The following is a 23,587-nucleotide window of genomic DNA, read 5'->3' on the forward strand; positions in this document are numbered from 1 at the left end:
TTGTTTATGGTTTCTTAAATAGGTTGATGGTATAATCTAATAATTTGGCATTGCCACATTCGCACTTTCCTGGTTTTAAGTGTTCCAATGGATCACTTAAAACTAAGATGAAAATCAAGGTCTCTAGACCGAAATAGGTTTCGGTTAATTGAATTAATCGAACCTCCATTTTGCTCATGGCTCTATAGTGGATTATTTCCAGACAAAGTCTTTGGTTTTCTGTATTAATTTAAGTGACCGCTGAAATAGCGAACACTTAAACTAGTTACGTTCAATTGTCTCTGTTTGGTGCCATTTTTATATTTTTATTTTACACTTGTAAATCTTGCTTAACCCATTTTCGCTACCTGTAATCTTTTCAAGATATTGCTTTATATTCTTAAATTTTTTAGGAGAAAGATTGGCTCTTCTGCTCGTAAAGTATAGCGTATTTGTTTTGCTGTTATAAAACGGGCAGTATTCCATGTATTTGGTATTAATGGCGTTGCCCATATTTTCTGCAGATTTCCATTCACCATTTTCATCTTTTTTGGAAATATATAAGTCTCCACTGCCTAAGCCACCTTTTGCATTATATTTTGTATAAATGATAAAACTTTCATCTTTAGAAATGAAAGCATTAAACTCATAACCATCGCTATTGATATTATTATTTAGTAATATGGGTTTGGTATATTCGATTCCGTTCCATTTACAATAATAGATGTCGTCTTTTCCTAAACCAGTTTTGGCGTCCATTGTAAAATATAAATTGCCATTGTTTGCAAGTGTTGGGTAAAACTCATCATTCTCAGAATTAACTTGAGGACCTAAGTTTATAGGTTTTGACCATTTGCTTTTTTTGTTTTCTCTTTCTACATACCAAATATCAAAGTCACTTTTTATGGTGTCGGTTTCATTCTTGGGTCTATTAGATGCAAAGTAAAGCCTTTTACCATCGCTCGATAAGAATGGCTCCAAATAAGAATAGCCATCACAAAACGGAAGTAATGAGGGGTTTTCCCATCTATTGTTCTCTACCCTTACGATTTGTGATAAATCCTGATTGGGACTTTGAATGGTGAAATATGCTTCATCTTCATTGTCCGAGATACAAAAGTCTCGGATATTGGGAAATTTATTTAATTCTGAACTAAGGATTGTAACCTCTTGCCCAAAAATAAAATTTGGGATAAAGAGTGCTAATAAAATAAGGATTTGTATTCTCATTGTTTTGTTTTTTAAAAAAGGTTACTGCTTGTTACTATTGTCTGTTGTTGTATACTATGCTACAAATGCTTCCTGCGTAAGTGCTATAATTCCGCTAAATAACTAAAATTGTACATTGAACCAACCACAATAAAATTCTTTGTCTCAATTAAGTTGTGATGCAATTGCCAATTTACATATATTTCTGTAAGATATATTTTCCATATGGAAGTCCAGCCGCAAAAGCAACAATAACCGTTGTCATAATTGATTAATTGTTGAATAAAACATTAGTTTATTATATTAATGAATCAAGTCTTACAAGTCCAAGAGTTAGCCGAAAGGAAAGTCCCATCCACCAAGTTGCAAAGAAAATCAACTATCGAAACTTCCTTTTCTGTTTTAAGTGTTCCAAAGGACCATTTAAATTAAGGATGAAAACCAAGGTCTCCAGACCGAAATGAGCTTATGTTGTTTGAGTTAAACGAACTTCCACTTTGCCCATAGCTCTATAGTGGATTATTTCCAGACAAAGTCTTTGGTTTTCTATATTAAATTTAAGTGACCGCTGAAGTAGCGAACACTTAAGCTAGTTGGGCTATACTAAAATGAAGAGGACAAAGTGTTGTTGCTAAGTCCTCTTCATTTTACATCTATTATTCTTTTACAGAGATAAAGGTTTCCACTTCGGCATTGTTTCCGTCGTAATACTTTTTCCCGTGTATCGTGAAGTCTGCTCTGTATGCTCGCTTTGTATTTAATTCTTCATTTCTCCATATTTCTAACCAGGTGTTAACTACGGCTTCGGGCATTTTACCTTTAGAAACAAATTTCTGGTAGTTATCCGTCTCAATAGTTAAGCCAACAAAGCCTTCTGGAATGGTTGCTAATGAACTTACCGGTAAACCGATGATGGTGGTGTAGTATCCAGTAAAATCTGTTTCGTAGTCTGTATAAACTGCATAAATTTCGTCGCTAACCTTATTTGGAATTTGCTCTTGGATGTTTTGGTCCCAAAATTTAAGCCACAATGCTTCGATGTCTTGAGCAGCTTGCCCATTGTTGTTCGTGGTTCTTATTGAGATCCCGATGATGTCAAATTTTTGAATGTTTTGGTTCTTCATTTTTTTAAAATTAAGCAGCAAATATGTGTCACCGTTGTGACAACCCTATGTCAGTGCTGTATGAAGATTTTTAAAAAGTAGCGTGCACGCAAATTCAGTTAATCAAGTTCAACCAACGGCTCGGGTATTGGCGTAGTGGCGGATTTTAGCACAGAAGTTGAATAGAATTACTACCGTTCAATCTTGCACAAATGTCCAATCAAGGCCGTTCAGCCGCCATTACGCCAATACCTTGTTATCTGCTGCCCCTTTTCTCGGTTGCTTTTGTTGTCGGTTGGCTGAACGTTGGAACGAAGCACACTCTTTTGCAAGCTTTGGTCTGTGCGTTGGCTTTGTGCGGCTTGCAAATGTGTGTGCTTGTGTGGTGGCTTATGTCTTGGATTGTTTACGAAGTCCAACTACTGCATTTTTAATATCTTGTTTAGCACCTTTATTGCTCCATTCTTTCCAAAATTTAATGGTTGCACTATCAGGCTTGATTGTCGGCTCCGAAATCAGCACCCTTGTTGGAAGTAATGAAGCATCTCCAACTATCAATGCTTCTCCAATGTCTAAGATTGGAAGAACTTCTGTCAATCCTGTAAGATTGTCTGGTAAAAGTTTTTTGATAACAGCTTGGTCTTCTGCATTGGCAAGTCGTAACGAAATAAAATTGTTGCACTGACTTAAAACAGTTCGGTTTACTTCGGCTGGTCGTTGGCTGATTACAGTTAAGCTTACGCCATATTTTCTGCCTTCTTTTGCAATTCTTTCAAAACTTTTTAATCCAAGTTCGGAAGCACTGTCCTGATTGGTTCTTTCAGGAATATACAAATGAGCCTCATCACACATCAAACAAATTGGATGTTGATTTTCTTTTGCAGTCCACTGTTGAACGGTAAAAACAATTCTTGCAACCAACCCAATTACTAAGGGTAAAACATCTGATGGTACTTCTGAAAAATCTATAATTTTTACACCCGATTTTTTGCCGTTAAGTTCAGAACCGTGCATCAATGCACTACAAAAATCGTTTAACCAATCTAATTGCAATTCATCTTCGGATATTTGAAATAAAAAACCTAAGCGTTTATCCTCTTTCTTTGCTTCAAGACGCTGAATAAAACGGGATAGCTTGCCGTTAAAATCTCCATTCTTACCTGCTGCCGTTGAACCTGCAACACGTTCTGTGTCTAATCGTTTAAGTTCATCTAAAACAGCATCCAATTTATAAGGTATTGGACTGTCAATCGTTAAGTTATCGATAAATACGGTATCTCTAATTGAAGTAAGGTAATTTTTCTTTTCTGTATATACTGTTCTTGAAAAAACCATTGCTTGATTTGGTGCATTACTGTCGCTTCTATCAAGAAGCATAGCCAACATTTCTTCATAAGTCAATAGCCAATAAGGTAACATCAAAACACCGTTGGCAAGATTTCCCTTTTTGCCTAAATCAGAAGGATTTGCAATTCTGAAATGTTGTATTCCGTCAGCTTTAAAATTTGCTCCGCTGTATTCTCCGTGTATGTCAAACAAAATAGAATTTGCCATTGGCAATTTGGCTATCTGTTCAATAATTTTTGCTACACACCAAGATTTTCCTGAACCTGTACTACCTACAATTACAGCGTGGCGTTGAAAAAGTTTATCTCCGTCCAAAAATGCTTCTGCATTTTCATCTATTGAATATTTTCCGATTGAAAGCGGAATTTCATAATTCTCTTTGGTGGAAATAGTTTGCATAAACTTGGTAATATTCTCTCCGTCTATCGGATAACATTTAGCTTCGATTTCGGGAACAGTATCCAGTGTTCTTTTGAAAACATTTTCTTTTTCTCCGTGTTTATTCAACAAAGTGCCAATCAAATTCACTTTCAAAATATTTTCAGTGAAAAGGAAATTGTTTAATCCTAAATCATCTCCTGCTGGTTGTTCTTCATCGGAAGCTTTCCGAGTTATACGATTTATAATTCCGATTAAGTGTTGTCCCGCTTTTGAACTTTGAACTGCTACCAAATGATTGACTTGTAACTTTCTTAGTTTTTCAAGTTCATCAACTTTTATGATTAATGTTGCTGTATCAACACTAAACACTGTTCCGATAGAAGAATTGTCTTCAAAAGTGAATATTGCCATATTTTGTTATTGTATTCGTTTTAGGTATTCCGTCAAGTTCCAATAGCTAACATTTTCAATGATATGATCTCCTTGACTTGATGAATATATTTTGGTGTCTTTATCGTTGCTTTCTTCTATTAAGATATAATTTTTACAGCCTCCATCAATTATTGTTTCTTTTGTTTTTGGTGTTAATTCTTTTGTGATAACAATGATTGGCTTGGTCTTTATTTGCTGAATGAGTTTTGGTTGTACGTGAACATCATTAAAGCCGTATCCAATGCACAAATAGCCATTTGCATTTTGGATTTCCGTATCTGCTTGTGCGAAAATGGTTCTATAAGGTTCATTATGCGTTTCGGCATATTTACTAAGTCCTGGCGTTACAATCAGTGGTTTGTAATCTTGTGGAATGTTTCTACGTAAGGGCAAATGAATATTTTCTTTTACTGGTGTTTCAAACCAATCTAATGAACCGTGAACTTTCCAAATATTGACTTGTCCGCTATATCCTTTTATGTTTGATAAAGCATTAGTGTGAATGCTGTCTGAAAAATGTCCAATATAGTTTTGAGCATATCCTGTACAAATAAATGCTTCCGCAGTACTTGCACTATATTCAGCAATGCGGTCGTAGTTGGTTGTAACGATGGAAAGTTTTCTATTCGTTGTTGAAAGCAGGTGTTTCATCAATATTACCAGTGGCACTTCTTTTCCGTTCAAAACAAATTGTTCGTATGCTTGTAAATCTGCTTCTGCAATCAATCTCCACGTAGCTTCAATTACTGCTCTTAGAACATTGTCATTGAGTTGTATTCCTAACAAGGCTTTTTCTAAATCTTTGTTATCTTCAAGACTTTTCTTAAATGCTTCAAGTTGAGCATTATCAATATCATTGTCAAAATGCAATGTGTTTTTCAAATATTCCCCAAGTTTCCACATTGATGGTAAGCCAAAAGGAACGGAAGCTCCACTGCCTAATATAATCAATGGAACTTTATTTGTCCAATCTTGAAGTTGTTTTAATAATGCGTCAAAATCCATTTATATCGTTATTTCATATTTCTCTATCAAAAATTTATCTACTTCTTCTTTTGTAGCTCCATTCGATAAAAAATATCTGTCTTGTTCGTTTAATTCACAAATTCCAAAATTTTTCACATAGTTTTTAGCGTATGAAAAAAATCCTCCTGAATATGGTTTACTTGTATTTTCCATATAGTATTCAAATACCTTTGATTCCAAAATTCGTTTCAGTATTTTAAGTTCCTGATGTGATTCGTTAAAAATTGCATATCCGCAATAAATCAACATATCTTTTTGGTCTGTAAAAACGAAGTGTGGATTTTTTGTCATATAAGGAAAAAGTAGTTTGTAGCCTTTATCGGACAATGCTTGCGTTCGCCCAAAAGCATACCAAGCTCCGTAATCTCCATTTCCTTTATCCCTTGATAGTAAAGTTTTCTTATTGTCCGACAAATATTTATAGGTTTTTGGGAAGTTGTTTTTTAGATACTTTTCATTCATTAGAGTAAGCGGACTTATTCCGTTTGTGTACGGATAAATCAGTTTCTCTTTTACAGCTTCAATTTCGTGTTCGTGCTTGAGAATATTCGGTTTGATTATATCTCTACAAATCCCTTTTTCTATTTCATATTTCTTTCCATTTTGTTCAAGTATGAAATGCTCTTCCGTTTCAGAAACAGGTTTGAAAATATAAATGTTATTACTTAGAGTCGCTATACCATTTCTTATTTTGTATTTTTCACCTAATGGCTTTCCTGCACTTTCAATTCGTTTGATGTTTTCAATAATTGCATTGTCATTAAGTAACCAACCCTTATGAGAATCCAAATCTTGGTAAGGAATTTTATTGAAAGATTTAAGTCCGTTTGGGGTTAATGTAGAACTACTTTCTTTCTTGAAAGATACTGTTGTTGATTGTTTTTTAGATATTAAACAAATACAAGTATATGCGGACTTCTTTCCAAATAATTTTTCGTGTCCAAAATCTATAATACTCAAATCATATTCCTTTTCTTGCAGGTATTTTCTTAGTTGTCTTGCATTTACACTTTTGTAGAATGAATTTACGGTTATGTAACCCAAAACACCACTGTCGTTTAGTTGCGTTAATCCAATTTCAAAAAATGGAATATACAAATCTGGGTTTCCTGATTTTGTAACCGTCCAATTTGATAAAAGTAATTTAGAAGCTATGTCTATATTTTTGGCTCTTACATAAGGTGGATTTCCTATAATTAAATCAAATCCATTATTTGCTTTAATTCTTGTTTCATTTTTAAACCAATCAAATGAAAGAGCGTCACCACAATGCAAATTAAATTTAAACTCTTTTCTATCTTCATCATTCGCCAAAGCCAAAAGTGAAAGCAAAATTTCTGTTCTTCTGATGCTACTTTTACTAATATCTAAACCAAATATGTTTTCACTGAATATCTGATAATAAGTCTTGTTGGTTTCCAATTTTAATTTTTTGGAAACAGTATATAAAAATGCTCCGCAACCACAAGCAATATCTGCAACTAAAGCATCTTGATGTGGTTTTTCAATTTTTGAAAATGAATTTTCTATAATAAAAATTTTGATATAGTTTGGCGTATAAATGGCTCCGTTAATGACTTGTTCATTTTTAGGAATAGCCAGCTCAAACGCTTCAATCAGGTCATCAAAAGTAAGTTTAACGTCTAATTGAGTGTATTGGCTCAAAGGCGAATTATCTGAAATAGTCAGTGATTTAATTAAGGTATTATTTCTGACTTTTAGAGTATTTGCTTTAATAAAAGCAGAAACAATAATCTTATTCAGAGAAGTTTCATCTTCGCTGAATTGATTAATGATATTTTTAAATTCTTTCTGCATTTTATCAATTTAAAATTTGAATTCGGTCAATGTTTCTACCTCTGTCGCTAAAGAATACTTTTTCTTCATCAGTTAATCCATATAGCTGATAACATAATTCATCTAATGTATTCCATTGTGTTGAAAGTAATCTTGAAATACTTCTTTGCTGTGTAGGTGAAGATGATTTATAGTTGGTCTGTAATTCGTCAATTCGTTTGGCAACTACTGCCAAATCAGACTTTAATTGCTCATTTTCTCTGAAATTTGAAACAGGGAAAGGAACAGGTTCAAGAAATTGTTTATTGAATTTGAAATATCCGTTTGATTGTGGATTAGCTATTGACCTTGCTAAAACAGAATATACGGTTGAGTTGATGACAGCCGATAAAGCATAAAGACTGTTTTCGTCTTTTTGAGGAATGTCTATAAAAAAGACATTTGCATTGTCGCAATAAGTTCTAACGGAAAATGTAACGGTAGCGAAAGTGTCCAAAGCCGTCATTGGTACTAATATTTTAGGATATGTAGCACCGTGATTTTGCACTCTTGTAAACAAGTGCCAATTGTTATCATCGTATTTTTCAGGAAATTTCTTTGGTAATGTTTCGACAGTAGATTCAATTGTAGCCTTGTTCCTTTGTAAATATTCAGAAGCAAGCGGAAACCTTTCTCTGAAATCAGAGAATTTTATTTCAGTTACAATTCCGTCTGTAACATCATAAGGGAATATGACAAATACATCTGCATTATCTTTCCTGTATGGATAGAAGTTTTCATTGCAGATAAGTGGTCTGCAAGCCTCGAACTCAATTTCAAAATCTTCTTCAATGTGCGATTTTCCTCTGATAATTCCATTTTCAACAGAAATCGGTCTTATGTGATAAGCTCTATCCCAAAGCACCTGAACACCAACACGTACTTTTGCATAATCTCCTAAACTGCCATTTTCCAATAATCTTGTTTTGATTTCAATAAGTTGGTTGTCATCAAAACTCCAAGGATTAGCTGATACGGCAGATGCTGGTATAATAGAATATTGTTCGGGTGCAATATCTGGTGTTTCTGTTTCTCTTAATTGTGAGGGAAGTGTTTCAGGGGTTCCGTCATATAATTTGAAACTAAAATTATCGGAAGATGATTTGTCCAATAGGAGTACTGCTACATAAGTAATACGGTCTTTAAATATACTCGTTGCTTCAAAATCAATAACAGACGAAAGATAGTTAGATGTTGTAATTATTTCTCTAATTTTCTTTCCGTATTCTGTTTTGAAAAACCTTTTTTGAACAATATATCCAAGTCTCCCTGTCGGATTTAACAATTCTATCCCTCTTTCAATGAAAGGAATGGCTAAATCAACTTTCCCATTTTTTGAAGATGGAAACCTTGTTTTGATATATAGGTGCATATAAGGCAAATCAATATTATAATGTTTTACCTCAACATAAGGCGGATTACCAACGATATAATCAAAACCTCTTTTTTCCTCAAATATTTTACTAAAGCCCTGCTCACTTTCCCAATCAAAGATATTTGTATTTAAAAACTCATCTTCATTATGTTCGAGTGCTGGAAATTTTTCAAGAATATCGGATTCAACTAAAGAATTACCACAACGAATATTGTTCCCAACTCCGTTTAATATTTTGTTGCCAAAAAGCCCAATTTCATTGTATGATTCAAGATATTCAGAGGTGTCAATTATCTTTAAAGATAAGGACATTTTAGCAACTTCTACAGCTTCGGGGTCAATATCAATACCGAAAATGCAATTATCCATAATGGCTTTCTTACCCAATACATTGACAATCACATCATCATTTGTAGCAACAAAATATTTTTGGAAATCGGGGTGATTTGAAATGAAAAATAATTCTCGAAAAATCTCCTCGATATAATCATACACCTCAATAGCAAAAACGCCACTTCCACAAGCTATGTCTAAAATCTTTTTATCAAAAAGAGCTTCAATTCCTTCTTCCAAAAGTTTTTGTTTAGGAATTGTTCTTCTGATAATTTCTTGAACGATGTATTGAGGTGTACTTACCGCACCTTTAGTTTTTAAATATTCGCTTTTGATTTCGTCTTTTACCTCATTGTTTTCAATTAGAAGTTTTTTAGACAAGAAAATCTCATAAATATCGCTAAGTACCTTTGTTGGGATTACATCAAAACGATAAGGGGACGGATAGTAAATAACTTGGAGTAGTTGGTCGAAAACTTCGTTTGAAATCTCAATTTCGTGAATTGCATTTATTCGATCAAATAAAGGTCCGTCATAATGTTCAAAGAAATCGAAATAAGAAGAATTTTTAAATTCATTCCAAAATCCTTTTTCTTTGAATGATAACAATAGTCCCTCTTCTTCAATTTTGCGAGCTTCACAAACCCGAATAAATAATATTCTGTTTATGATGATTTGAACAATGTAGCTAAGGTTTGCTGAATTGTTTCTTATATAATCTGCATTGTTGTTCAGAATGTCCGTAGCTAAAGCTAAACGAAAATCAGAAAGTTGTTGGGCAAATTTAAAATCGGGAGTTGTTTTTTCAACATAACGATTTCCTTGAAAAGAAGATGAATAAATCTCGTCAAGTTTGCCTTTGTAAATATTTTCTTTAAGAAGATGTGCTTCTAAAATTTCAAATTTTTCAATGTAGTCGTCAAGGGTAAAATACAATCTTCCTAAATTGGCGTTTTGTTCTCTTTTAGGTGTATAAGTACAATCGTAAATTGCAAATTCTTCAAAATTTGAAATGAAAGCACAAGGTGCTAAAATTGACCAACCGTAAGATTTTATTTGAAAAGCGGCTTCTGTATCGTCAAGAATTTTTACAGAAATATCTTTTGCATCAAGAAATGTCAATTTCTGTCTTGCGACTTTGAATGTATAATCAGGTCGTGTATTTTGCGAGCCAATTCCTTTTAGTTTTTCTTTTTCAGCTTTTGATAAAACTTTTTCTTGAAGAATTTGAGAAGTATCCCGAACGTCCCAATCAAATATGGCTAATAATTCATTTAGCCAAGTTCTGATTGTTTCTTCCGAAGTTAAATCAAGTTTGCCTTGCTCTTTGAACTTATTGTATTCAGTAATGAGTTCAGCTAATTTTTGTTTACGTTGTTCTGAACTCATTTTCTATTCTTTTTTGTTTGATATTTGATTTCTTCTTCTGCTGCTATTAAAATGTCTTTGGCATATTTTTCATCTGCAAGTTGATACGCAACTTGTCTACTCATAAATGCAATAACAAGTTCTTTCTCGTCCACGTTGAAAGTCTTAGCAATTATCGGGAGCATTTGCCTATTTACAGGTCTTTCTCCACGTTCTAATTTACTTAATGTGCTTTGGTCTATATCGAGTAAAGCAGCAAGTTTTCGTAAAGGCATTTCTGCCTTTTCTCTAAGTTGTCTGATATGGTCGCCTAAGTTTTCTATTTGCATCTTGAAAAATATTTCTTGACATTCTTGTCAAATTTATTTTAAAATTTCATTCTACCAAAATTTTTAGCAACGTTTTTCTGTCGGGGTGGTGGGTGGGCTTGGGTGCGTAGGCAAAATTGCAGCTCTTTTGCAAGCTTGGGTCTGTGCGTTGGCTTTGTGCGGCTTGCAAATGTGCTGCAATGTGCGGTGGGTTGTTGAGGTTTTTGTCTGTCAGTTGATTGTTGTATGGTCGCTCGGTTGGGGTTGCAGATAACTTATTTATACCGGAATCTTTTTCTTGAAAAACTTCCTCAAGCCCGCGGTTTTATAAATATAGGAGGAAGTTTTTGAATAATATTTGTCCACTATCATTTTATTCCTAATTTATCTAAGGGGCTAACAATCTTTTGCAGAGATTTTTGACTAACATGCGTGTAGATTTCGGTAGTCCTGCTACTCTTGTGCCCAAGCAGGGCCTGTATGTAGCGTAGGTCGGTGCCAGCTTCGAGTAGGTGCGTGGCATAGCTATGTCGCAGCATATGCAGATTTACCGCTTTTTTTATTCCCGCTATGGCACAGGCCTTTTTTAGTACTAGCGCCAAGCTTCTCTCGCTGTATCTGCCATGGTTTAGACCCTCAAATAGATACGTTTTGGGCTTGTAATCTTTATAATAATTGCGCAATAGTATTAGGGCGGTATTGCTTAAGGGTATATTTCGGTCTTTTCTGCCTTTGGCATTTTTAATTAAAATTTGCATCCTTTTGCTGTCTATATCTGTAAGCTTTAAATTTAGTAATTCGCTGCGCCTAAGTCCTGCGGCATAAATTAAGCTAATCATACATTTATGTTTGCTGTTGGTTAAAGCGTTAATTATGGCCGCTACTTCTTCAATTGCCAATACTTTTGGCAGCGCATTGTATTTTTTAGGCCGCTGTATAACGCTGATATCTATTTTGGTTTGCTCAATTTGAGCAAAAAATAATTTGATGGCATTAACGATTTGGTTTTGGTAGGAAGCGCTTAGTTTTTTTTGGAGTATATAATCGTTATTGAAATTGTCGATATCGTTGCTTGTTATTTCCGCTACTTCTTTATGTTTATAAAAATTTAGGAAGGTTAAGAGCGCTTCGCTATAGGTTTTGACGGTGTTTTGGCTATATCTTTTTGTACTGAGGTAAAGGATAAACTGTTCAAGTTTTATCTTCGTGTCTGCGGCTAGGCTAGCAACGTTGCTGTTGGTTGTTTTAATTTTAAACTTCTGAAGGTTTGCTGGGCTTGCTGGCAAGTGCCAAACTTTAAGGCTGGCACTCCATTTAGCGCCGGCCAGCTTTTTAAAGCGTGCAATAAGGTCGGGTTTGTTATCAAAATAAACCGCAATACGATTTAGCCCCTTGTGTTTAATGAGTTTGGCTTTGTACATAGATAGTAAGGCTGATGCTAATTTAAATGTAGTAAAATTTGGTTAATAAACCCGATTGAGCGGATTAGCCCGCAAGCGAGTGTAACGAAGCTGAGGACTATGAGCGAAAGCGGGGCCACAGCAACCAACTAGCAATGCAATTGATTTACAAAAACTTAACACATTTTACAAGTCGGTTTTCTTTCGGTTTTAAGGATTTTTCACTACCTTTGCGCCCTAAAATACAATCGCATACAATGCAAAAGATAAGAAACATAGCTATTATAGCCCACGTAGACCACGGTAAAACTACTACGGTAGACAAAATTTTACATGCCTGTTCTATTTTTCGTGACAACGAGCAAACTGGAGATTTAATTCTTGATAACAACGATTTAGAGCGTGAGCGTGGTATTACCATCGTGTCTAAAAACGTGTCGGTTAAATACAAAGATGTTAAAATCAACATTATTGATACTCCTGGTCACGCCGATTTTGGTGGTGAGGTAGAGCGTGTATTGAAAATGGCTGATGGTGTACTTTTGTTATGTGATGCTTTTGAAGGTGCGATGCCTCAAACTCGTTTCGTTACGCAAAAGGCTTTGGCTTTAGGCTTAAAACCAATTGTGGTTGTAAACAAAGTTGATAAAGAGAACTGTCGCCCAGAAGAGGTTTATGAGCAAATTTTTGAGTTGTTCTTTAACTTAGAGGCTACAGAAGAGCAGTTAGATTTTCCTGTAATTTACGGTTCGTCTAAAAATGGTTGGATGAGCACTGATTACACTAAACCAACTGATAACTTCTTCCCATTGTTAGATGCAATTGTAGAACACATTCCTGCAGCGCCAATTAACGATGGTACGTTGCAGATGCAAATTACTTCGTTAGATTATTCTTCTTTTGTAGGCCGTATTGCAATTGGACGTGTACACAGAGGCACTATTAAAGAAAACCAACCTGTTACTTTAATTAAACGTGACGGTAAATTGGTTAAATCTAGAGTAAAGGAACTATACACTTTTGAAGGTTTAGGTAAGGTTAGAACCACTGAGGTTAAATCTGGAGATATTTGTGCTGTTGTTGGTATTGATGGTTTTGATATTGGTGATACTATCGCTGATTTTGAGTCACCAGAACAATTACCAGTAATTAGCATTGATGAGCCAACAATGAACATGTTGTTCACCATCAATAACTCACCTTTCTTCGGTAAAGAAGGTAAATTGGTTACTTCACAACGTATCAAAGATCGTTTGATGAAGGAGATGGAGAAAAACTTGGCATTAAAAGTTGTTGAAACTCAAGGTGCAGATTCGTGGTTGGTTTACGGTCGTGGTATTCTTCACTTATCTGTATTGATCGAGACAATGCGTCGTGAAGGTTATGAGTTACAAGTAGGTCAGCCGCAGGTTATTGTTAAAGAAATTGACGGTAAAAAACATGAGCCGGTTGAGACATTAATTGTTGATGTACCTGGTGATGTTGCTGGTAAGGTAATTGAATTGGTAACTCAGCGTAAAGGTGAGTTGTTAATTATGGAGCCAAAAGGTGATTTACAACACTTAGAATTCGAAATTCCTTCTCGTGGTATTATTGGTTTACGTAACAACGTATTAACGGCTACTGCTGGTGAGGCAATTATGGCGCACCGTTTTAAAGCTTACGAGCCTTGGAAAGGTACAATTCCTGGTCGTTTAAATGGTGTATTAATCTCTATGGATAAAGGTACAACTACCGCTTATTCTATTGATAAATTACAAGATAGAGGTCGTTTCTTTGTAGATCCAGGTGTGGATATTTACGAAGGACAGATTTTAGGTGAGCATATTCGTGATAACGATTTAGTGATTAACATTGTTAAAGGAAAAGCATTGACTAACATGCGTGCTTCTGGTACAGATGATAACACTCGTATTGCACCAGCAATTAAATTCTCGTTAGAAGAATGTATGGAATATATCCAAGCTGACGAATATATTGAGGTTACGCCAGCGAGCATCCGTTTACGTAAAATTTTCTTAACTGAGAACGAGCGTAAAGTAAAAGGCAAGATCTTCCAATCTTAATTGGTTGAAGGTTAAAAACCTTAACTTGATACTAAAAGCCCTCTTTATATTTTTAGATGAAGAGGGCTTTTTATTTAAATGTGAATCAATACCCTCTCTGGTTACACCATCTCTCCCAAAGGGAGAGAATTGCATAATCTATTTTCTCTTCCTTTGGGAGACGCCCAACAGGCAGAGAGGGAGCTTGTAAATAGTTGTATGCTAGCATAATAAATTCGGAAAATTGAAATTAATTGTTTAACTTTAGTTTGTCCGAGACATAGGAGAATTACAAGGCCCTTCCGATTTTTTGTCGAGAGGGCTTTTGTCTTTTTAAGGATTGAACTTTACTGGAATTGCTATCTGCGTTCTTGTAGGTATGCCGTTTTCCATTCCGGGGTTCCAGCGTTTTAGCTTAGATACCACCCGCAAAGCTTCCTTTTTTGTGCCATAACCTAGGTTATCAATCGCTTTTAATTGACTCAAGCTGCCATCCATTTCTATCACAGCACTAATTACTACTATACCTTTAATTTGTTTGTTGGTTAAATTTGAGTAATTGATATTGGTTTTAATAAACTCAATTAACCTTTCTTCCCCTCCCGGATATTGGGGTGGATATTTTAATTGCTTTAGCTGATAGATCTTTATTGGTTTTGGGTTTTTAAAAGGGCGATCTGGCTGAAACGAGATATGGGTTCGATAGATTGTTCTTACTGGTTTGCCATTTTCATACCCAGGCTTCCATTTTTGACTTAGTTTCAAAACTCTGATGGCTTCTTCGTCAGTACCATATCCTAACGATCGTTCTACCTTTGCACTGCTTAAACTGCCGTCTTTTTCTATTACGAAAGAAACGTAAACATTTCCCTGCACTTGGTTTTCAATGGCCGCTTTTGGATAGTTAACGTTTGCTTTGATAAATTTGATAAAGCCTCTGTAATCGTCGTTTGGATAAACTGGAGGGATTTGTAATTCATAAGGAGCGTGTAAGGTATTTGGTTTGCAATAGAGATGAGGTGCACCTGGATCACAGCTTGGAATACCTAGTAAAATTTCTAAGTAAGGTAAATCGATGTAACTTTTATGAACAGCAATTTCTGCGTTATGAATTTTTGTGACCACATTAGCGATCCTGAAATTAATCGGCAAACCATAAAATCCATTTTTCAAATCGTTGGTTTCGAAATTTTTAAAGGCTTTGATGATTTCGTTTTTAAAATCTATAGTGAGTTTTGGCGCTACAGAAAGTAAGGTGATTTTGCGGTTGTAAACTTTAAAATACGCAATGGTATTTCCTTGGGTGTAAGAGTGTTCAGCTTTATTGGGGTATTTTATACTGTTGAATAAATGCCTTTGCAAATCTATCGGATAGGTTTTTTCTAATTTACGGCCATAATGTTTGGGAAGTTGACCAATAGCGCTTATTCCAATAAGTAAAATTGCGAAGGTAAGTTGAAATATTTTGTAGTTCCTAAAAAGCATTATTAGTTTTTGAGAGAATGATGTCATTAGCAGCACCATTCCATAAAAAAATCCGCAGTGTTAGTTGCGGATTTAGAATTTAATGCGTTTGTTTATTAAGACTAAACTTGATGGGGATATTATACTTAACTCTAACCGTTTTTCCATTTTGAGTGCCAGCTATCCAATTCGGACTAAGATTTAAAACTCTTACGGCTTCTTCATCTGTTCCATGACCCAATTTTCTGTCGACTTTTACGTTAGAAATACTGCCATCTTTTTCTACCACAAAAGAAACAAAAACATTTCCTTGAATTTTCTCTTGTTTGGCCTGCTCTGGGTAGTTGATGTTTTCTCCCAAAAATTTGTAGAACTCTGCTATGCCACCTGGAAACTTTGGTGGGTTCTCCATAGCAACAAAGGAATATATCTTATCGTCTGCTGTAGCCGTTGTTTGAGCTTTGCTTACACTAAAACCTAATAGTGTAACTAATACAATGAGTGCGATTTTTTTCATTTCTTTAATTTTTTGGTTGTATGATTAATGATTTATCTTTTTTGGTCGTAATTAATACCACACCGTTTTTCCCTTTTTCACCATATAGAGAAGTGGAAGAAATATCTTTAAGAACACTAATGGACTCTATTTTTTTTGGGTCTAGTTCCGATAATTTTTCTTCATAAATCTTCCCGTCGAGTATTACAAGTGGCGTTTTTTCGAGATATTCAGAATCTTTGGCAAAAAAACTTTCAGGGCTAATTCGCTCACTAGGCACCATTCTGTAAGTTTTTTGCTCATTTGCTGATTTCTTTAATGCAAATTTGATAGGGATATTATATTTAACTCTTACAGCCTTCCCATTTTGCATTCCTGGGTTCCACTTTTTGCTTAGTTGTAATACCCTTACTGCTTCTTCATCGGTTCCGTAGCCAAGTCGTCTATCAATTTTAATATCCGATATCGAACCATCTTTTTCTACTGTAAAAGACACAAATACATTTCCCTGAATTTCCGATTTTTTGGCATCTTCTGGATATTTGATGTTCTCGCTTAGAAACTTATAAAATTCAGTTATCCCGCCAGGATATGATGGAGGAGTTTCCATCGATACAAAGCTATAAACTGTATTGTCTTCGTCGTCTGCGCCTTTTTGCTTAGGAGCATAGCCCGTTATGGTGATGGTATTTAAATTTTTATGCCCTTTTTTTACAGTAGCATTGTCATTAATCAATGCGGTATTTGCACCGTTTAGTCTGTACTCAATTCGCATACTGTATTTACCGTCGTTAAGTACCTTGCCATCATATTTTGATAAGGCTATCATCACTTCTTCATCGGCGCCGTAACCCATTTTTGGTTCAATTACAATATTTTCTGGCTTACCACTTTTTACTGAAAAGTTCACTACCAAGTTACCTTGTACATGATTGTCGGCAGCAGTAGAAGGGTATTTGATATGATTTCCCAAGAACTTGTAAAATTTGCTCAAGTCGTCGTCTTTTTCGGTTTTAGGTGCTGGCAAACTTACCTTGGTTGTAATAGCTGCCTCAGTTGCTGGATCTGCGAGGTCTAGCACTTCGGCAACAGCGGCCTTTACTTCTGCAATTTGGATTTTTTCTGATGCCACTAAAAGTTGGTTATTCTTTTTGATGGTTGCAGAAGATAGGAGTAGTGCTGCTGCGAAAAGCGGCACAAATATGCCATATTTAAGAATGGCAGTTTTGCGAGATCTTTCTTTGTACAGCATAAAAATCCGTTTTTTAATCATCGATTTTTTAAAGAAACCGTTGGTTAATGTGTTTACGTTTACCCCGAAGGCTTGGTTGAGCAGTAACATAGAATACAGTTCTTTGTCGCCCTGAAACTTAGCAGCAGCCTCGTCTGCCAAATATTCGTGGATGTTTTTTACTGTTTCTTTGTACAAATAGATGATGGGGTTAAACCAGGTAAAAATTCCTAAGAGCTCGAAAAAAATTACATCTGCGGTGTGCAGTTGTTTGATATGGATATCTTCGTGATGGTTTACGGTCGCAGCTTCGGGCAAGTTTTGGCTTACTATTTTTTTGTTCCAAAACGAAAATGCCAGTCCGCTTCTTATACCTTTAAACATTTGTCGCACTGCTAATAATTTTATCGCAAAGCGGATGAAGAAAAAGACTATGCCCAATAAATACACAGCCACAATTAATGCTCCCCAACTGAACTGTGGCGCAATTGCCTTTACGGTATCTTGCACTACAAATTGGTTCAATTGTTCTACCTGCACATAAATTTGCTGACTAATTTCTCGTTTGCTAAACCAATCAATTTGCATAAAAGGAATGGCAAGCGAAAAAATACCTGAAGAAATTAAATATATCCTGTTAAGAACAAAATAGGTTTCTTTTGCTAGTAAAAGCCTGTAAAAGGCGTAAAAAACTATTAAATAGATATTTACCTGTAATAAATAATGCGACCAACTCATTTCGGTTTGTTTTTAAATTTGTTAATCATTTTCAAGATCTCATCAACATCGCTTAAATCGAGTTTTTCTTCTTTTACAAAGAATGAAAACATGCTTTCTACAGAATTTTCGAAATAGCCACCTAACAGCTTTTCCGTCGCATGCCTTTTATACTCTTCCTTAGAAATTAACGGGTGATATTTGTGCGCCTTTCCGAAAGCTTCGTGGCCAATAAAACCTTTAACTTCCAATATTCTGATAATGGTAGAAACGGTATTATAGGCTGGTTTAGGCTCTGGCAATTCATCAATTACTTCCTTTACAAAAGCGCTTTCTAATTGCCATAGAATTTGCATTAATTGTTCTTCTGCTTTTGTTAAATCTTTAATTTCCATTTTAACGTTGTTTTGAAACAGCGCCTTGCAATGCGCCGATTACTAATTAGATATCTAAGACTAATTTATAACTAATATTTTAGTTTTCAAAATTTTTTGTCTTTTTATTTTAATTAAGCCACAGATACACAAGTGATTTTTTATTAGCTGAATTAGATTTTAAACTAATAATCTGTACCTCCCGAAAACTGGGATAAGTACTATGGCTTTATTTTAATGTTTTGAAACAATTTTCTTATCATTGAATAAATAACCTATAAATGAAAATAGCTTTTCACGGTGCCGCTAGAAATGTAACTGGTAGCAAACATTTGCTTACGTTAGCTAATGGAACTCGAATTTTGTTAGACTGTGGTATGTTCCAAGGAATGGGGCAGGAGACAGAAGCCCTAAACGAAAATTTTGGCTTTAACGCCGCCGAAGTAGATATTTTGGTGCTTTCACATGCACATATTGATCATAGTGGTTTAATTCCACGTTTGGTAGCTCAAGGTTTTAGGGGGAAGATTTACGGAACTTCGGCTACGAAAGAATTAGCAAAGATTTTATTACTAGATTCTGCAAAAATTCAGGCTGGAGATTTAAGATACAAAAACAAAAAGCTTGCAAAGCGTGGTTTGCCATTAGAGGAAGCTTTGTACGAAGAAGATGATGTGCTAAAAGCAATGTCTTTTTTTGAGGTGGTGCCTTATCAAAAGGAAATATCGATTACCAACGATGTTACTTTGCAGTTTTTCGATGCTGGTCATATTATCGGCAGTGCATCTGTGCATCTAGCCATTACAGAAAACGGAAAAACGACGCGTTTAAGCTTTAGTGGCGATGTAGGGCAGTACGGTGATTTGTTGTTGCGACCACCAGCATCGTTCCCGCAAGCTGATTACATTTTACTAGAATCTACTTACGGCGATAAGCTACATAAAGATGCGCAACCAACAGCACAGGCTTTGTTAGATGTTGTGGTGCGAACTTGCGTAGAGAAAAAAGGTAAAGTGATTATCCCTGCGTTTAGTGTGGGCAGAACGCAGGAAATTTTGTATGTGCTTAACAATTTAGATTTGGAAGGTCGCTTGCCGAAAGTTCATGTTTATGTAGATAGCCCGCTTTCGGCTAAAGCTACGGCCATTGTAGAAAATCATGCAGAAGGTTTTAATGATGAAGTTTTGGATATCATGAAAATTGATGACAACCCTTTTGACTTTGAACGGTTGCATTACGTAGAAACTGCGGAAGATTCGATTGCCCTGAACGCCAATCCAGAACCTTGTATCATCATTTCTGCCTCGGGTATGGCAGAAGCTGGCCGAGTAAAACATCATATTAAAAATTGCATTGGCGATGCTAAACATACCATCTTGTTGGTTGGTTACTGCGAGCCGAATTCATTAGGCGGAAGGTTAAAAGCAGGCGTTCAGGAAGTTGGAATTTTTGGAGACAGGTTTGCAGTTCATGCAGAAGTTAGCAGTATCCAATCTATGAGTGCGCATGGCGATTATAACGATTTGTTGCAGTTTCTTTCTTGTCAGGATGCGAGTAAGGTAAAGCAAGTGTTTTTGGTGCACGGCGAATATGAAGTGCAATTAACTTTTAAAGAGAAATTGCATGCCGCAGGTTTTAAGAATGTAGAAATTCCTGATAGGCACCAGTCATTTGATTTACGATAGTTGTTGAAATTTTCAGTTTGCTGATCCCTCAAATGTGCTAACCTGAGTTCGGTTTTCGCTTCGATATAGGTAACGACGCTAATTAAGTGGTTCCGTCATGCTAATTTATTTACTTCGTAGCTTTTCGCTCCGCTACAGGTCAGCATCAGCTTTAACAGTCTGTTTAAGTATATCTAAATAATCGAACGTCATGTTGTTGCTAGATCTCTCCTCGTTCCTCGTCGAGATGACGACTTATCTAAATATGTCATTTCGATACGAAGCTTAGCGTAGTGAGAAATCTAGCTATTTGTTAAAAATAGAATATGCTAAATTTAGGATTTGTTCAGTTAACCGATTTCAACAATTAACCGATTAACCCAAACTAAATTTTTATCAAATCATTCTTAATGCCATAAACCACCAAGCCTGTTCTAGACTTTATATTGAGTTTGGCGAAAAGCGATTCTCTGTAATTATCTACCGTTCGTGGACTAACGTTCATTAAACTTGCAATTTCTTTGTAGGTTAGTTCGCTGGCACAATGTTGTAAGAAGGTTAATTCTTTATCTGTCAGGATGTTTTTTGGCTCTTCGTTTTTTACGGAAACCAGTAAGCGCCCAGATACCAATTCGTTCACATAAAAACCTTTTTCAATCATGGTTTTAATAGCGATGAGCAGCTCCGAAGATTTCGATTCCTTTAGCATATATCCATTTGCTCCCGCCTTAATCATATTGATGATAGATTTTTCATCTTCGAACATACTTAAAGCCAAGATGTAAACCTGGGGATAGTTTTCTTTCATCCACTTTGTGGTAGCAAAGCCATCCATTACCGGCATATTGATGTCCATTAAGATGAGCTGTACATCTTCATGCTTTTTAATTTTCGATTGTAGGTCGGCACCGTTAGTTGCCTCGAAAACAATTTCTAATTCTTCAAATTCGGTCAGCAGGCTTGCCAAGCCAGACCTAAATAAAGTATGATCGTCTACCAAGGCTATTTTAAACCCCAAACCCCTAAACGGACTTTCCTTATAATCGCTCATATTATATCGGTATTATTTTATGTATAATTTCCATCAGCCATGCCGTTAAATAACACTTTAGATAGCTAAGGGTAAGGTATCTGTATCACAATTTCAGTTCCTTTGTTCGGGCTCGACTGTATATCGAAAGATCCATTAACAAGCTGTGCCTTTTTTTCAATTGAATTTAACCCTAAGCCTTGGCCGTTATTTTTTGCAGTTTGATAATCGAAACCTATACCATTTTCCTTAATGCTTAAAAAGAGCTGATTTTCTTCTTGATGAAGCTGTATGACGATTTTTGTGGCTTGTGCATGTTTAATGATATTGTTCGAAATTTCTTGGAACAGACGGAGTACCACCAAGTCGGTTTGTGGCGAAGCGCTTGCTTGCTCAAGCATGCCGTTTTCAAAAACGACTTCGTAGGCCTCTGTTTTTCTCAGCCAATTCACCTCTTGTTCAATTGCATAACCAATTCCATTTTGTAGTAATTGTTCCCCTTGTAACAGCTTTGCCAATTCACGCAGTTCTTTGATAGATTTATTCACTAGCTCTACCGAGGTATTGATTTTGGTCTCGGCTTTTTCAGCATTGCTGATGTCGATAGAACCCAAAGTGATATTGGTTAAACTCAGCAGCTGGCCAATATTGTCGTGCAAGTTACTTGCAATGGTCTGCATGGTTTGCTCCTGTACTTCTATCTGGGTTTTGAGCAGTTCCGATTCAAATTTTTGGTTGAGTTCTCTTTTTTCAATCAAGTGTATTTTCTTTTTCCGATAGTAGGATGTAACTAAAATAATAAGCCCTACTACAATGACAAGAAAAATAACAGAAATAAGAATTATGCTCGTGTATAAATCTGTTTGTTCCTTAGGCATAGAAATGATTTAATCCAACAGCTGTACATAATGATGTTAAATATATTGATAATAACATATCGTAATGAAACTTGTCCTTTTATTCTAATACGTACCAATTCTTCAAAAAAGGCATTGATGGCGGTGGTTGTTCCATAGAAAATTAAACATCCCGTTACGAACCAAAATGCCGCATCTTTTAACAGATCGTGATATTCATCTTGTTTAAAAAGGCCGATATAATAGATAATACTCAAAAGTACCATACAACCACCTGCGAATGTATCAGTACGGTATAGATAACTATTAAAACCAAAACTAAACCATTCAAAAAAATAGCTAATTAATACTGCAATTGTTATTATTAAGCATAAAAAGTTAGCACTTTTTAAAAGGATTACTTTGCTAAAGATGTAAAAATGAAATATAGGCCATATCAAAAGAAAACTATTATACAAAATGTGTTTGTTAAGGTCTATTTGAATTACTCTGCCTATTAAATAACTAAAGGTTTCTAACGTAGCGACGATTAATAAATATGGAATAAAACATCTCCAATGTTTTTGGATGAGATTTTTAGGGATAAATAAAATGGATGCGATAAGACACATCCATTCTATAATCACTGAAAAAGGGATTTTTGCTATAATCATCCTTGGTCTTCTAGTTTTTCATCACCAATGTCGTAATATTCACCTACCTCTCCATCATGATAAGGCGGTTCAATTTCAGCTCTATCTAAGCCTTGACCTTCTTCCTTGAAACCTGGTATCAATACAAAATGCTCCTCAGATGATTTAGGGAGGGTCAACATATCTCTAAATCCTTTTTTCTTGTCACCTGGTATCTTTTCTAGATTTGTTGTCAAGATGATAGTTGTAGCTCGGTGGAGATAGTCCGCTGAAGTTAAAGTTCCAGATGGTTTAGGACAAGTTTCTGGCTTGGCGTGTCTACCAAGATATATTTTTACTCCGTGATTGTTGATTTTTGGAGAATCTATAACTTCACTCAGTAACTTTCCAATAGTTTCGGGTAGTACTTTGTTGTTAATAAAGAGTTGTAAAATTTCTTTAAGCTTGAAATGAGCATACTTTAGATCTTTTGGGTTCTTTTCCAGTCTGTGGTGTTGAACCATTTCCCAAATATCTTTTCTTCCTAGCTCTCCATCTTTCAGGTCTTTCTCATCCTTGTTAGTTACTTTAACAATCATAGTTTAAAAGTTTAAGGTTTATTTCTTCAAAGTAAAGCGTTTTTAAAGTTGGTCAATACCGTAAAAACACCCTGTAAGTTAGGGTAATATCTCTTGAAATAAAACATTTAGCTCTAAATAATTTTGGATAAAACTAAGAGCTATGACAATCGAAATTAATGAAGAATATGTACAGAATAATATCAGTACCAGAGAAGTTGAGGTGCTACACCTGATATCTTTAGGCTATAGCAATAAAGAAATTGCGGATACGCTTTTTATCAGTAGGCTTACGGTAGAAACCCATAGAAGGAATATGGTAAAGAAGATGGGGTTTAAAAATGCTTACCAATTGGTGGTTTGGGCATTTAAGGAGAGGGTTTTTGCATGAAAAAACCACATAGACACATAGTAAAATTCTAT

19 protein-coding genes are annotated in these 23,587 nt (G+C 35.4%); 3 read left to right on the forward strand and 16 right to left on the reverse strand.

Annotation, left to right across the window (positions count from 1 at the left end; genetic code table 11):
- Positions 1-4: 4 nt before the first annotated feature.
- The 9 genes from REI64_RS16355 to xerA form a co-directional block, all read right to left on the reverse strand.
- Complete coding sequence (locus REI64_RS16355; RefSeq protein WP_308851217.1) at positions 5-178, reverse strand: hypothetical protein; 174 nt, start codon at positions 176-178, stop codon at positions 5-7.
- 119 nt (positions 179-297) lie between these two features.
- A complete protein-coding gene (locus tag REI64_RS16360) occupies positions 298-1,209 on the reverse strand; it encodes a hypothetical protein (RefSeq protein WP_308851218.1) in 912 nt (303 codons plus the stop codon).
- Positions 1,210-1,844: 635 nt separating this feature from the next.
- Positions 1,845-2,312 carry an effector binding domain-containing protein gene (locus REI64_RS16365; RefSeq protein ID WP_308851219.1) on the reverse strand — a complete coding sequence of 156 codons (468 nt, stop codon included), beginning with the start codon at positions 2,310-2,312 and terminating at the stop codon, positions 1,845-1,847.
- 369 nt (positions 2,313-2,681) lie between these two features.
- A complete protein-coding gene (locus REI64_RS16370; RefSeq protein ID WP_308851220.1) occupies positions 2,682-4,430 on the reverse strand; it encodes a helicase HerA domain-containing protein in 1,749 nt (582 codons plus the stop codon).
- A gap of 6 nt (positions 4,431-4,436) precedes the next feature.
- Complete coding sequence (locus REI64_RS16375; protein WP_308851221.1) at positions 4,437-5,456, reverse strand: SIR2 family protein; 1,020 nt, start codon at positions 5,454-5,456, stop codon at positions 4,437-4,439.
- The gene (locus REI64_RS16380) at positions 5,457-7,295 is read right to left on the reverse strand and encodes an Eco57I restriction-modification methylase domain-containing protein (RefSeq protein WP_308851222.1); all 1,839 of its coding nucleotides are present in this window, start codon (positions 7,293-7,295) and stop codon (positions 5,457-5,459) included.
- A 4-nt stretch (positions 7,296-7,299) separates the two neighbouring features.
- Positions 7,300-10,410: an Eco57I restriction-modification methylase domain-containing protein gene (locus tag REI64_RS16385; protein ID WP_308851223.1), complete on the reverse strand. Its 3,111-nt coding sequence runs from the start codon at positions 10,408-10,410 to the stop codon at positions 7,300-7,302.
- A complete protein-coding gene (locus REI64_RS16390) occupies positions 10,407-10,718 on the reverse strand; it encodes a helix-turn-helix transcriptional regulator (RefSeq protein ID WP_308851224.1) in 312 nt (103 codons plus the stop codon). The genes REI64_RS16385 and REI64_RS16390 overlap by 4 nt, the downstream gene beginning before the upstream one ends.
- 347 nt (positions 10,719-11,065) lie before the next feature.
- On the reverse strand, positions 11,066-12,118 hold the full coding sequence (xerA, locus tag REI64_RS16395) for a site-specific tyrosine recombinase/integron integrase (protein WP_308851225.1): 1,053 nt from the start codon (positions 12,116-12,118) through the stop codon (positions 11,066-11,068).
- 236 nt (positions 12,119-12,354) lie between these two features.
- Between xerA and typA the strand changes: the two genes are divergently transcribed.
- Complete coding sequence (gene typA / locus REI64_RS16400) at positions 12,355-14,163, forward strand: translational GTPase TypA (RefSeq protein WP_308851226.1); 1,809 nt, start codon at positions 12,355-12,357, stop codon at positions 14,161-14,163.
- Between the two features lie 312 nt (positions 14,164-14,475).
- On the opposite strand, the gene REI64_RS16405 is transcribed toward typA, so the two are convergent.
- The 4 genes from REI64_RS16405 to REI64_RS16420 all read right to left on the reverse strand — a co-directional run bounded on the left by REI64_RS16405 (position 14,476) and on the right by REI64_RS16420 (position 18,445).
- Positions 14,476-15,627, reverse strand: a complete 1,152-nt coding sequence (locus REI64_RS16405; RefSeq protein WP_308851227.1) for a TonB family protein — start codon at positions 15,625-15,627, stop codon at positions 14,476-14,478.
- 79 nt (positions 15,628-15,706) lie between these two features.
- The gene (locus REI64_RS16410; protein ID WP_308851228.1) at positions 15,707-16,123 is read right to left on the reverse strand and encodes an energy transducer TonB; all 417 of its coding nucleotides are present in this window, start codon (positions 16,121-16,123) and stop codon (positions 15,707-15,709) included.
- Between the two features lie 4 nt (positions 16,124-16,127).
- Complete coding sequence (locus REI64_RS16415; protein WP_308851229.1) at positions 16,128-18,071, reverse strand: TonB family protein; 1,944 nt, start codon at positions 18,069-18,071, stop codon at positions 16,128-16,130.
- Positions 18,068-18,445: a BlaI/MecI/CopY family transcriptional regulator gene (locus REI64_RS16420; protein WP_308851230.1), complete on the reverse strand. Its 378-nt coding sequence runs from the start codon at positions 18,443-18,445 to the stop codon at positions 18,068-18,070. Before REI64_RS16420 ends, REI64_RS16415 begins: the two co-directional genes overlap by 4 nt.
- Before the next feature lie 260 nt (positions 18,446-18,705).
- On the opposite strand from REI64_RS16420, the gene REI64_RS16425 reads away from it, so the two are divergent.
- Positions 18,706-20,109: an MBL fold metallo-hydrolase gene (locus tag REI64_RS16425; protein ID WP_308851231.1), complete on the forward strand. Its 1,404-nt coding sequence runs from the start codon at positions 18,706-18,708 to the stop codon at positions 20,107-20,109.
- Positions 20,110-20,473: 364 nt separating this feature from the next.
- On the opposite strand, the gene REI64_RS16430 is transcribed toward REI64_RS16425, so the two are convergent.
- The 3 genes from REI64_RS16430 to REI64_RS16440 form a co-directional block, all read right to left on the reverse strand.
- Positions 20,474-21,139 carry a response regulator transcription factor gene (locus tag REI64_RS16430; RefSeq protein ID WP_308851232.1) on the reverse strand — a complete coding sequence of 222 codons (666 nt, stop codon included), beginning with the start codon at positions 21,137-21,139 and terminating at the stop codon, positions 20,474-20,476.
- 65 nt (positions 21,140-21,204) lie between these two features.
- Positions 21,205-21,996 (reverse strand): ATP-binding protein, encoded by a 792-nt coding sequence (locus tag REI64_RS16435; RefSeq protein ID WP_308851233.1) that lies wholly within the window; start codon positions 21,994-21,996, stop codon positions 21,205-21,207.
- A gap of 628 nt (positions 21,997-22,624) precedes the next feature.
- Positions 22,625-23,185, reverse strand: a complete 561-nt coding sequence (locus REI64_RS16440; RefSeq protein WP_308851234.1) for a hypothetical protein — start codon at positions 23,183-23,185, stop codon at positions 22,625-22,627.
- Positions 23,186-23,327: 142 nt separating this feature from the next.
- On the opposite strand from REI64_RS16440, the gene REI64_RS16445 reads away from it, so the two are divergent.
- Positions 23,328-23,555, forward strand: a complete 228-nt coding sequence (locus tag REI64_RS16445; RefSeq protein ID WP_308851235.1) for a LuxR C-terminal-related transcriptional regulator — start codon at positions 23,328-23,330, stop codon at positions 23,553-23,555.
- Positions 23,556-23,587: the final 32 nt, after the last annotated feature.

It is taken from the genome of Pedobacter sp., from assembly GCF_031119335.1.
Lineage (GTDB): Bacteria > Bacteroidota > Bacteroidia > Sphingobacteriales > Sphingobacteriaceae > Pedobacter.